Here is a 12,739-nt window from a genome sequence, read left to right on the forward strand (position 1 = left end):
GTTCCCATACCTCGGCGCGAAGGCCGGAGCTTTACGGCGAGCTGGCCGAGGGCAGCTCTACAACCACCAAGCAGAAACGCGACGAGATCAGGAAGAAGCTGGGAGTGAAGCTGGATTGAGTTGATTGGAAGGGATCCGAAATAAAAAGGGACGGCGGCTGCCGTCCCTTTCTGCTGTCGTGAACAGACTGGAAGCTGTTTCATAACTGGATTTAATTTCAAACTTTCGCCCATTGGCAGGCAATCCCCAAAAACACAACCCCCTGTTTCCCCCTTTTCTAAGGGGGACTAAAACCGTATAACCCCATCCAACGTGCGAAAAAACCGGAGACCGGACAATTCCCCCTTAGCAAAGGGGGTGCCTGCGAAGCAGGCGGGGGTTGTTCCGTTTTAAGGTTATGAAACAACTTAAACTTACTTCTTCCACCCGCCGTGCTTCTTGTAGTACGTGTACTCGTGCCCTCCCCCGGCGACAATCGTGTGCCACTTGCTGTCGTTATAGCGCGGCCCATCCGATTTGTAGCGCCGGTGCATGAACTCCATCGCATCCCGGGCCGCTTTCAGGCAGCGGCTCCTGATCGCCGGGTCGTCCGAGTACTTGTGGCCGTACATCACCACGTCCACCACGCGGTAAGTCCACGGCCCCAGCTCCCCGCTCTTCTCGCCGTTGGGTTTCCAGCTCGACCAGAACCCGTGCTCCGGTCCGGCGGCCATGTGGCGGCTGACGAAATCGGCGTATCGTTCCAGATACTTGCGGCCTTTGGCGTAGGGCTTGCCGGTTTTCTGCTCCATCACGCCGGTCCAGCGGCCGACCGCGTTGATACAGATCGCCGGCTGCCAGTAGCCGCCCACGTTCCGGTCCGGGTTGGCCGCGCGGCCTTCCTCGCTCATGTACCACTGTTTTTCCGGTGTGGTCGATTCGAGGATTTTCTCGGCGGCGGCCACGTATTTCCCGTCCCAACTCAGCAGGTAGGCGTCGGTTAGTATCTGCAGGTTGTTACCGGCGTCGCGGCTGGTCCTGTCGATCTGGGCGAACACGTCGCTGCTGACCTTGAAATAGACGTTCCCGGCGATCTCCAGCGCGCTTTCCAGCATCGTGCGGTTGCCGGTCAGGTAGTAGAGCGCCATCATCCCCCGGTTGTTGTAGTGGCCGCTCTCCGGACTCTGTCCCTGTCCCCAGGGCCAGGTGCGGGTTCCCCACCAGACCAGGCGGGGGCTGCCGCGGTGGCTGGCGTTGGCCACCTCGACCCCGTGGCTGGTGTGGGCGAATTTTCCTCCGTTGAACGCTCCGCCCGCGGCACTGTCCCCGTCCGTGTGATACAGGTCGATATCGGCCTCGTGCCACAGCGCCGGTTCCGCCATCCGCCACCAGTCGGTCCCCAGCTCCGGGCGAGTGTCTGTTGTACGCAGGCCGTGAAGCAGCATCCCGTAGCCGTGATCGTACTCGTGGTTGTAATGCGAGGCGGCCTGACGGCCCGTGTGCGGCCCGCCGGTCTCATCGTACTCGTTGCGCGCCGGGGTGTCGCCCCAGTTGCGCCAGCCGTACTCGTCGTGGATATCGATGTCGGTGGGGATATTGCGCGGAGTGCCGCTGATCCCGCCCTGCATCAGGTTTTCGTAGGTGGGGAAGCTGCGGCTGTCGTAAGCCGCCACGTCGTCGAAAAAACCGCTGGCCAGGTAACTCTCGGCCGGTGCGCGCACGATCAGCGGGTAGTGGAACGCACCCATCACGGTAGCCACCCGGTTTTCGGCCACGCTCGATCCCTGGGGGCCGGTGTGGAAGAAGAACGCCAGCTCATGGGTCTTGATCTCGCCGCCCTGCAACTCGTGGCTGTCGGGCCACTCGTCGGGGAACAGGCCCACCCGCACGGTGCCGTCGGGTGCGGCGGTAAGCGCCTTGGGGAAGTTCTGCCAGAACCAGCGCACGGCCACGGCCAGGCCGAACCTGCGGTCAGCCGCGTGCAGCCAGGCATCCGGCCGGTCCACCTGGTAAGGCTCCACCTCGCCGAGGAAAGTCCTCGCACCGCGGAAACGCATCGGAATTTCCAGCTTGTGGTTCATGTGAATCCGGCTGAACCAGTTCTCCCCGCCCGAGGACTCCTGGTAAATCCCTCCCGGCGCGGTGAGCACCACGCGGTCGAGGATATCCCGGCCTCCGTCGCCAACCGACAGTTGAATCGGGCCCTCGAATCCCAGGTTGGCCGACAGGGAAAAATCCTCGAAAAACACGCTGCCCGGCTGGCCCATGATCCAGTGCGCGTCATCGTTTTCATCGCGCAGGATTTTTGTCGGGTTGCGGTTGGCCAGTGTGAAAAATACGCGGACCATCCCCGTACCCGCGTAAAAATTCAGCCTGGCCGTGTAGTCCAGCTCGCTGTCCCCGTCGATATCCGCCAGCGTGCCTTTCACGGCCACTGTCGCCCGCACCGGACCGGCGGCCTCGACCTCGAATTCTGTTACCGTACCCCACTGACTGCTGTATTCACGGCCCTGGGTATCCAGCAGGCGGACCGAATTTTGCCGCTCGGCCCGGCTCACTTTCTCGCTGTCTTCGAACGACCCGCTGCCGTCGCGGTCAAGGTAGACGTCGCTGAACAGGTCGAAACCCTCGCGGTCCAAGCGGCAGCGCAACGGGCCGGTGGAAACTGTCACGCCGTCGCCGTCGCGTTCAACCTTGAGTGGAGACACGTCTGGCGGACCTGTGCCGCGGTCGGTGAGCGTGTAGCGGGCCGTGCCATCTGATGGGCAGTTCGCGACAAAATCCACCAGCAGCCATTTCACCGAACCGTCCGGCCAGCTGGCGGTTTTCTCGAACTGGGCCGTGACCGGTTTGCCGCTGCCATCGACAATCGCCAGGGCGGAGATGTCAGAGACGATGCCGCGGGGCAGGATCACACCGGTGGTGACAGGTTCGGACCGGCGCGTGAACCCGGCGTCTTCACGAGCGGTCAGGGTCAGTTCGAACGAGCGGGCCGGAACAGCAGAGGTGAACAGCAGACCCGCGAACAGCAGCGTCAGCAAACGATGGGAGTTCATCGACGATTACTCCTGTTAAAAGTATTTGTCTGGCTTTGAAAAATTCCGGCCGGAATAAATATTGTAGCAGTACCGCCGGCAGGCAACAAAATCTCCCGGGTACGCATGAGGCACGCCGGGAAAGGCATTATTGAGCAGGTGATGATAACCCTGCTATAATCCAAGCGCCATTTGTCGCCGCCACAATCCGGCGTACCACTTTAAGCGAGCACGAGCGGAAACTTTATTCCTCCCGTCAATAAATGCTGTATCGGACAAGCTATCAGTTTGGTGACAGTATTTACTCCCCGGGCACTCCTGATGTATATTTCCCGTGTGTTACACCCGTCAGCATCCGGACGCGGGATTCAGTTGACAAGTCTAAGCGCTTAATATGTAACGAGTAAGCAGGGAGGGCAGCAGACCATGCCGCGCAAGATAAAGTTCAAGGCCGAGCTCAAGCAGCTGATGGACATCATCATCCATTCCCTCTATTCCCATAAGGAAATATTCCTTCGCGAACTGATCAGCAATGCCAGCGATGCGATCGACAGTCACCGCTTCCAGGCGCTGACCGACCGCGAACTGGCCGGTACAGATGCAGACTACCGGATCGTGGTCCGGCCCGACGAGGAAGCCGGCACGCTGAGAGTGGAGGATAACGGGATCGGAATGACCCGCGAGGAGATAACTGTCAATCTCGGTACGCTCGCCCGCAGCGGCACGCGTGAGTTTCTTGCACAGCTCAAGACCGCCGACAGCAAGGACCACCCGGAACTGATCGGCCAGTTCGGAGTTGGGTTTTACAGCTCGTTCATGGTCACATCCGAGGTAACCGTGCAGTCCCTTTCAGCGCAGCCAGGCAGCGAGCCGGTGGAGTGGCGCAGCAGCGGCGATGGTGAGTTCAGCGTTGGCAAAGGAACGCGCCGGGACCACGGGACGGAAGTAGTCCTCACCATGAGCGAGGAGGGCCGGGAGTATCTCCAGCGCCGGCGGATCGAGGAGATCGTGCGCAAGTTCAGCGACTTTATCGAGCACCCGGTAATGCTGGTCATGGGCGACGGCGAAGAGACAGTGCTCAACCGACGCAAGGCGATCTGGCTCAGGCCCCAGAGCGAGGTGAGCGAGGACGAGTACGCGGAGTTCTACAAGCACCTGACCCGCGACAGCGAGGACCCGGCGCGGATAATCCATTTCGTCGCCGAGGGCCTGCTCGAATACCGGGCGATCCTGTTCGTGTCAGCGCACGTGCCGCTGGAGATGCTGTGGTCTCCTGAAAGCGCCGGGTTGCAATTGTACGTCAGGCGCGTGTTCATCACCGATGATTTCGACAAGCTGCTGCCCGGCTACCTGCGGTTCGTCCGCGGAGTGGTCGATTCCTCGGACCTGCCGCTGAATGTCAGCCGGGAGATGCTGCAACAGAACGCGATGGTCGAGAAAATCAACCGGGGCCTGACCAACAAGGTTTTAAGCTCGCTCGAAGAACTGCGGACCGAGGACCGGCAACGCTATGTCGAGTTTTTCCAGCGCTTCGGCCCGATCCTCAAGGAGGGTGTCTCCGCCGATTTCTCCAACCGCGAGAAGATTGCCGCGCTGCTGATGTACGAGTCGAGCCGGGGGGGGCCTGGCGAATATGTCTCGCTGGACGAGTATGTCGAGGCCGCCGCCGAGGGACAGCGGGAGATATATTACCTGCTCGGCGAGAACGCCGCGGAACTGGCGGCCAGCCCGTATCTAGAATCTTTGCGGGAGGCCGGGCGCGAGGTGCTGTTTTTTACCGATCCGGTCGATGAATTCGTGACCGGGCACCTGATCGAGTACAAGGGGCTGAAATTCAGGGCGGCCGACCGCGGAGAGCTTGACGGGCTGGTCGGCGAGGATGGGGAAGGGGAGCAGAAGCGCGAGGAATTCGAGGGATTTCTGGAATTCCTTGCCGATAAGTTGCCGGAAGTCGAATCCGTCCGGCTCTCATCGCGCCTGAGAGGCAGCGCGAGCTGTCTGGTGACCGGGGAGAATGCATTGGGGCCGCAGCTGGAGCGGTTGATGAGGAAACTGGGCCGGGATAGTGAGCAGATACCGTCCGGAACGCGGACCCTGGAGCTTAACCCCAAACATCCCGTGGTGGCAAAACTCCGCGAGCAGTTCGAAAGCGGCGGAAACCGCGAGCGGGTGGCCGACTGGGGCCGCCTGCTCTACGAGCAGGCCGTAATCGCCGAGGGCAGCCGCCTGCCGGACCCGGCCTCGTTCGCAGAACGGGTGAACAGGCTGCTGCTCTCTGAGCTGGAAAAGGAAACAGGCAGGAAAAAGACCTAAGTATTGTGTCCTGTAAATAATGCAGGAAAAAAAGCGGATTATAAATCCCCCTCGATCCTCCTTTACGAAAGGGGGAGGCCGCTTCCCCCCTTGCCAAAGGGGGGCCAGGGGGGATTTCAGCTTGAGTTGATCGGACCATTACCAGCCTGTCGAATTATTGCATATACTTCAGGGACATAACACTAGTTCTATTTTCTGAAAACGTTCAACACGTGGGAGATTCCGATGCGTCCAGTTCTGTTGTTAGTCACAGTGATGCTCCTGCCGTTGACGCTGGCCGCCGAGACTGTCAGGCTGGAGGTGACCGCCGATGCGATGGTGACCAGCGAACGCGGCCGCTACGGCGACAACTGGGGCGCATCGGTGAGCGTACCCGTGCGGCAGAACCAGAACTGGAGCGGTTTCGAGACCAAAGCCGTACTGATGCGATTTGACGGGAGACCACTTGAGGGGATGACACCACGGGCAGCCTGGCTGAATATCTTTCTGGCGAAGGGGGAACTTTTCGGCGTCGGTTTGAGTTCGGTGCTGGCGCGCTGGGAGGAGGGACGGGGGTTGAACGGCCAGACCGGCAGGGGCGGAGCGAGCTGGCGCTGGGCCTCGGAACCGGCGGATGAGGGCAAAACGGACCCGCCAAATTATTGGGCCTGGCCCGGCAGCGGAGTGTACAGCGTCACCTGGGCCCATCCGGACCTGATCTACTCCCACGCCGGTCCGGCTGAGCTGGAAAAGAAAACGCTTCCCGACGGCACCCTGCATATCCGTCTGCCGGTCTCGCCGGAGCTGGTGGCCGCGATGGCCGCGGGAATCTCCGACGGTCTGATCCTGACCGATGACAAGGGACAGGTGGCCGAGGGATTGAGCCTGAAGGGCCTGGGGACGCCGTATCGCTATAACCTGGCCGAGGACCTCTATCTGTTTACCCGCGAAATCCAGGACCCGGACCTGCGGCCGTTCCTCGAAGTCGAGACGGTGGCTGGCGATACCAAAAAACCGGGCGTAATCGGCAGGATAAAGGTCGATAAAATTGACCCGTTCAGCCGCCTGGTTTCGCTGTCGTTCACCGCGCCGGCCGATGACGGCGTCTCGGGTGGCGCAGTGCTGGGCTACGAAAGCAGGGTCAGTACGGCGGATAATGGTTGGGATTCAGCAGCGCCGCTGCCATTGTGGGAAATGCCCCGTCCGGTGGATTCCGGCGCAATTCAGGCTGTGCAGCTTGCCAGCCTGCGTCCCGGAACGTGGTACGTCTATATCCGCGCGCTGGACGAGGCCGGTAACCGCGGAGAGCCGGGAGTGGTCAAGGTGGAAATGCCGGATAAACCGGCAACTGAACTGACTGCTCCATCGAAAGAACCCGCGGAGATCGTGACCTCGGAAGTGTCGTTCGGTAACGTCCTCCGGCTGTGGGCCTGCCCGGACCTGACCAAGGTGGACCCGGTGGGCGGCGGAGTGCTCACCGACGACGCCAACTACCGTCCCCCCGGCGGCGAGCGTTTCAGCAACCTTGTCTGGGATGCAGGCAAGCGGACTGTGAGCCTGCGCGCCGCCCGCGGCGAAGTGGTGGCTTTCCAGTTGATCCTGGAGCGGCTGGGCCGGAGCAAGCTCAGCCGCGTTCGGGTAGCGCTGGACGACCTGACTGGAGATGCCGGCCAGATAGCGGCCGACCCGAATTTCGAGGCGTTCCGGCTGTGGTACATGGACGTCCAGCCGCGGCCGGCGGAACTGACCGGTCCCTGGGAGCTGGTTGAGGAAAAGGATCACAGGGCCGCCTGGCACGCCGACGCCTGCCTGCCGCTGATCGAGCCGTTCCAGGAGTGGTTCGACCTGCCGAGTATGGACAACATGGGCGATTCTCAGCGTAACCAGGCTGTCTGGGTAGACATGTTCATTCCGCCGGGGACCCGGCCGGGAACGTACCGGGGAACCGTCACCGTAACGGCGGAGGAACTGGACAGCCCCGCCGGACTGGAAATTGAACTGGAGGTACTGCCCCTGGAGTTGCCGCAGAAGGTGAGCTGGACGCTGGAACTGAATGGCTACAGCTACGGGCTGCAGAGTTTGTTCGGTGACGAGATCGGCGATGACCGTGAGCGGTTCCTGCGTATCGAGCGGCGCACCTACCAGCTGGCCCGCAAGCACCGCAGTACGCTGAATATCCTGCCCTACGGCCAGTCCGGGAACGTACCGCGGGGGTCGGCTCCGGAACTGGAGGGCGAGGGCAGCGAGGTTGAAGTGGCGTCGTGGGCTGAGTGGGACAGCCGCTACGGCGACCTGCTCACCGGCAGGGCGTTCACGCCTGAGTTGGGATATCACGGACCGGGCGAGGGCGTGCCGCTGGAGCATATCTACCTGGCGTTCCACGAGAACTGGCCGCTGCCGGTCGAGAAGTACTACGGCGATTTCGCGGATATCCAAACGCGGGAGCAGTTCACCGAGTGGGCAAAAAGCTCGCGGGCGCTGGAGGAAGCGTTCAGTAAAGAGTACAGACAGGGGATCACCTCTCTGAGCCGCAGCTTTTTCGAGCATTTCAAGAGCATGGGATACACGGGGACCAATTTCCAGTTTTATTTCAACAACAAGTACTACTTCAAGTCTAATTTTTTCGGGATGCGCAACGAGGGCCGCGGCAGTTCGTTCTGGCTGCTGGACGAGCCGGTGGATTACGATGATTACGCCGCCAACAGGTTCTATATCTCGCTTGTACGCGACGGCTGGCTGCAGGCCGATACCTCGGCGGTCAAAGCCCATTTCCGCACCGATGTGAGTCAGCCGGAGATGACCCGCGGGATGTGGGACGGCTTATGCAACATCTGGAACTCCAGCGGCCTTCGCGAGTACGGCGCCACAGCCGCCTACAGGATGGCCCGGATACCGGGAGAGCTGTACTGGCATTACGGCGGCGGCCCTCCTGTGGCCGGCCGGCTCGGAGATTTCCAGAGCAGTTTCTTCACCTACTGGTCGATCGGCAGCGCCGGCGACCTGCCGTACTGGGACAGCCTGCGCGGCGAGGGCTGGTTCCAGCCCAGTGACCTGGCCGTGTTCTATCCGGGTACGGACTACGCCAGGAGCGGGAAAGACTACGACGGCCCGTTGGCCGGCATGCGACTGAAAGGGATCAGGCGAGCCCAGCAGGATGTGGAGTACCTGATGCTGCTCTCGGCCAAGGACGGCTGGAGCCGCTCGAAAGTCACCGAGGCGCTGGCCGGCTGGTCGGACGACCCGGATGCGATCATCCGCACATTTGAGGGCATGAGCGCCGAGAAGATATTCGGACTGCGGGCCGCAGTTGCTGAAGCTTTGCTGGCGGACTGACCGGTTGGTTGCGGAATGCCAAAAAAGAAGCCTGTCTGTGGCAGTGGACTGGCTCCCTTAGTTCCGGGTGGCGGGCATGGACTGTCTGCAAAACAGTACGTCTTAATTGAGCATATTGTTCAGTTCCCGCGAAACCTTGAAGACGGCTTTCTTCCTGGCAGGCACCATCACCTCTTCATTGGTTTTGGGATTGCGCGCCTTGCGGGCTTTGTGGTTTTTGACTTTAAATGTACCGAAACCGCGGATTTCCAGGTGGTTCCCGTCGGACAGGCACTCCTTTATTTCATCCAGACATTGCTCCACCACAATTTTGACATCTTTCACGGTGAATCCTGTTTTTTCGGCGATCAATTCAACGATATCAGCCTTGGTCATTGATACTGCTCCCCGGAAAAATGGTGAGTAGGTTGAAGACGGCGGCGGATCAAAGAAAAGCGGTCCATGTATCTTTATGCTCCAGATTGTTTTAGACAGTATAACCCAGCCCCGCCGGATGGTCAAGTAGTAATTTGGAGTTTTTTTCGTCTTTCTGCAACGGGTCTTGCAGGCAAGCTGGGGAGTAGGTATAAATACTGGTAACGGGAAATACACCGGGCTTGAACGGTAGTTTCTAACAAGGGGCGCGGATGAGCCAGGGACAAAAAGAGGTCAAGCAGGACTGGTGGGGCGGTTTCAACCTGGAACAGGGTGGCTCGGGCTGCTGGCGGATCGGGCCGGGGACATTCAGGATCGAACGGATGAGCCACGAATGGCGGGTCGTATACCATCGGGGCGAGGACCCGCAGGAGACGGCGCTGAGTGTGGAGATACCATCTCCGGACGGCTGTCTAGCGGGTGATGACGATGATGTGACCAGGATCGGGACGGGCGGAACACAGGACTCGATCACGGTTATGCCCGCCCTGGCGGATAAGCCGGTGGTGGTCCGTCCCGAGAAGCCGTTCTACCTGATGCCGGGTGAAGGGGTGACGATGTATGTTGCCACACCGCTGTGGTTCCAGCTCTACCGCGGTAAGTCTTCAACCAGGCTTTACGATCAGCCGGTCTACCTGCCGTCGTTGACCTGGTTTGGTCCCTCGACCACGGAGGGCGAGCTGTGCTACGCCAGCCGGGTATTCGGCAGGCTGGAGTATGAAGAAATAGTGTACTGTCCGAACCGCGCCTGTACTGCGATCCTGTTGAAAAACGAGAGTAACGACTCGGTGCTGATCGAGAGGTTCAATCTGCCCGTGCCCAATCTTTCGCTCTTCCGGAGCGAAGAGGGAAATCTCTGGACCCAGGGGGTCGCTCTCGAGATTCAGGGTGGCGTGGCCGAGTCGTCTCTCAAGCTTGGCGCATCCGTTCCCGAGCAGGTCGGGCCGGCCGGGCCGGTTGCCGACCCGCGGCGGAAAGCCGGGCAGAAAATTCTCAGTAAGGCGCTGAAATACCTGATAAATTGACCTGGGAGAGACCATGCAGGAACTGATGAATTCGATGGGAGAGTATCTGACCCAGGAGAGGATTTTCATGCTGGTGCGCGCAAGTGCGATCCTGGTGGTGGGTCTGATAATTTCCTGTCTGCTGGCCGGCGCGGCGGGCAGGATGGCCGGCAAGTATATGGGTGAGCCGCAAAAAGTGCTGTTCCGCAAGCTGGCGTTTTATACGCTGGTCTGTATCGTGGCCGCCAGCGTGCTGCGCGAGCTCGGGTTCAAACTGACTGTCCTGCTGGGCGCGGCCGGAATATTGACCGTGGCGGTCGGTTTCGCGGCCCAGACCTCGGCGTCCAATGTTATCAGCGGCCTGTTTCTGCTGATAGACAAGCCGTTCAAGATCGGCGACGCTGTCAAGATTGGCGGGACCGTGGGTCTAGTCGAATCCATGGAGCTGATCTCTGTCAAGCTGCGGACTTTCCAGAACAACCTGGTCCGGATCCCCAACGAGGAGGTCAACCGGAGCCAGGTGGAAAACCTCAGCTACTGGCCGCTGCGCAGGATCGATATCGACCTCGGGGTGGCGTACAAGGAGGATCCCGGTAACGTCCGCGACGCGCTGATGGCCGTTGCCGACCGCAACCCCCTGTGCCTGGAGGAGCCGCAGCCGGTGTTTGTCTACAAGGGCTACGGCGATTCTGCGCTCGAATTCGTGTTCTGTGTCTGGACAGCCAAGGAGAACTATCTGCAGGTGATGAACGGTGTCAAGCAGGGGATCAAGGAAGAGTTCGACAGGCGAGGGATAGAGATTCCGTTCCCGCACATCTCGCTGATCGCCGGCACCACAACCGATCCGTTCCCGATCGAACTGATCCAGCGGGAGCAGGTGAGGCCGCCGCAGAGCGCGTGACCGCGGTTTTGATCAAGTCGTACAACTAGTAATCGGGACAGCGCAAGGAACCTGGAAGTTGAAATCAAAATAAACATGTCATTGTCTTTCCGCTACGGGGGCAACCCCTGCTTTGCAAAGTATCGGGTGTAAGCTCAGGTGTAATAAAGGCAATCTTCATTTTGTTTTTTCATTTACCGGCGAGTTTGAAAATCTCTGTTCAGATGTTCAATGTTGAAGTATTATTCACTAATCTCTGGTGCTTATGCCCTCTAGCCCAACAAACCTTTTTGTGGAAACAAATTATAAGCTCATGACAAGGAGCCGGCGATGAGCAGACTGTCGCGAAGGGATTTTCTGGCCTCACTGGCGGCACTGGGAGTATCATCGGCGCTGCCTGCGCAATCGGTAAGTCCCGGCTCTCGGCGAGGGCGGCCGAATGTTCTGTTTATCGCCGTCGACGATCTCCGTCCGCAGTTGGGCTGCTACGGGGCCACCCGGATGCTGACGCCCCATATTGACAGCCTGGCCGCCGATGGTGTCGTGTTCGAGCGGGCATTCTGCAGCGTACCTGTCTGCGGAGCGTCGAGGGCCAGCCTGATGGCCGGTCTGCGGCCCACGCGGGGGAGGTTCACCAATTATTACTCGATGGTCGATCAGGACGCGCCGGGCGTGGCGACTCTGCCGGACCTGTTCAGGCGCAACGGTTATAACACTGTTTCGCTGGGTAAAATATACCACAGCCAGCAGGATGATCCCGACGGCTGGGTCAGCGAACCATGGCGCGCCAGCCCGGAACACCGTTACCTGCTGGAGGAGAACCGCGCGATCTCCGAGGGCAACTGGCCCGAAACCGGCCAGGGCCGTCGCGGACCGGCGTGGGAAGCGGCCGCGGTGGATGACGACGCATACCCCGACGGGATCATGACCAGCCGGGCGATCGGTGAGTTGGAAAAATTCAGCCGCAGCGGCGAGCCGTTTTTCCTGGCCACCGGCTTCGTGCGGCCCCACCTGCCGTTCAACTCGCCGAAGCGCTACTGGGACCTCTACGACCGCCTGCAGTTGAACCTGGCCCGGAACCCGTTCAGGCCGGAGGGTGCTCCGGATGCCGCCCTGCATAATTTCGGGGAATTGCGGCAGTACCACGGAATCCCGCAAACCGGTCCGCTGCCGGACGGGATGGCGCTGGAGCTGATCCATGGCTATTACGCGAGTGTCAGCTACGTGGATGCTCAGATCGGCAGGCTGATGGGGTCGTTGCGCTGGCTCGGTCTCGAACGGAACACCGTCGTTGTTCTGTGGGGAGATCACGGCTGGCAGTTGGGCGAGCATGGACTGTGGTGCAAGCACTGTAATTTCCAGACAAGCCTTCGCGCCCCGCTGATTGTTCGTGCGCCGTGGATACCTGGCGGGAAGAAAACCTCCGCTCTCACCGAGTTTGTCGATATCTACCCGTCGCTATGCGAACTTTGCGGTCTCGAAGCGCCGATCCACCTGGAGGGCAGCAGTTTTGTTCCGCTGCTTATCGATCCGAAGCTGGCTTGGAAACAGGCGGTTTTCAGCCGCTACAATGATGGCGATTCTGTCAGGACCGACCGCTACCTGTACACTCAGTGGACAAACAGCGCGGGGGAGGTTTACGCCCGGATGCTCTACGACCACCACACAGATCCGCAGGAAAACGTCAATATCGCCGAGCTGCCGGCCAACCGCGACGTGGTGGCGAGAATGACAGACCTGCTCGACCGGGGCTGGCGCTCGCAGGTGCCGGGCCGTTGATGAGGAGCGATGAGAAAACAGGC

At 60.4% G+C, this 12,739-nt stretch carries 7 protein-coding genes; 5 read left to right on the top strand and 2 right to left on the bottom strand.

All coding sequences use genetic code 11. The annotated features are described in order from the left end of the window. Positions 1–413: 413 nt before the first annotated feature. On the bottom strand, positions 414–3,035 hold the full coding sequence (locus FVQ81_07730) for a hypothetical protein (protein ID MBW7996440.1): 2,622 nt from the start codon (positions 3,033–3,035) through the stop codon (positions 414–416). Positions 3,036–3,440: 405 nt separating this feature from the next. Between FVQ81_07730 and htpG the strand changes: the two genes are divergently transcribed. Further along, a complete protein-coding gene (gene htpG / locus FVQ81_07735; protein ID MBW7996441.1) occupies positions 3,441–5,327 on the top strand; it encodes a molecular chaperone HtpG in 1,887 nt (628 codons plus the stop codon). A 225-nt stretch (positions 5,328–5,552) separates the two neighbouring features. Continuing rightward, positions 5,553–8,639, top strand: coding sequence for a DUF4091 domain-containing protein (locus FVQ81_07740; GenBank protein MBW7996442.1), 3,087 nt, complete (start codon positions 5,553–5,555; stop codon positions 8,637–8,639). 102 nt (positions 8,640–8,741) lie between these two features. On the opposite strand, the gene FVQ81_07745 is transcribed toward FVQ81_07740, so the two are convergent. Beyond that, complete coding sequence (locus FVQ81_07745; protein ID MBW7996443.1) at positions 8,742–9,014, bottom strand: integration host factor subunit beta; 273 nt, start codon at positions 9,012–9,014, stop codon at positions 8,742–8,744. Between the two features lie 251 nt (positions 9,015–9,265). Between FVQ81_07745 and FVQ81_07750 the strand changes: the two genes are divergently transcribed. The 3 genes from FVQ81_07750 (at position 9,266) to FVQ81_07760 (ending at position 12,716) form a co-directional block, all read left to right on the top strand. Continuing rightward, complete coding sequence (locus tag FVQ81_07750) at positions 9,266–10,078, top strand: hypothetical protein (protein ID MBW7996444.1); 813 nt, start codon at positions 9,266–9,268, stop codon at positions 10,076–10,078. A gap of 13 nt (positions 10,079–10,091) precedes the next feature. Continuing rightward, positions 10,092–10,958 carry a mechanosensitive ion channel family protein gene (locus FVQ81_07755; protein ID MBW7996445.1) on the top strand — a complete coding sequence of 289 codons (867 nt, stop codon included), beginning with the start codon at positions 10,092–10,094 and terminating at the stop codon, positions 10,956–10,958. Positions 10,959–11,267: 309 nt separating this feature from the next. Beyond that, positions 11,268–12,716: a sulfatase gene (locus FVQ81_07760; protein MBW7996446.1), complete on the top strand. Its 1,449-nt coding sequence runs from the start codon at positions 11,268–11,270 to the stop codon at positions 12,714–12,716. Positions 12,717–12,739 lie beyond the last annotated feature (23 nt).

Source organism: Candidatus Glassbacteria bacterium, assembly GCA_019456185.1.
Classification (GTDB): domain Bacteria; phylum Gemmatimonadota; class Glassbacteria; order GWA2-58-10; family GWA2-58-10; genus JAJRTS01.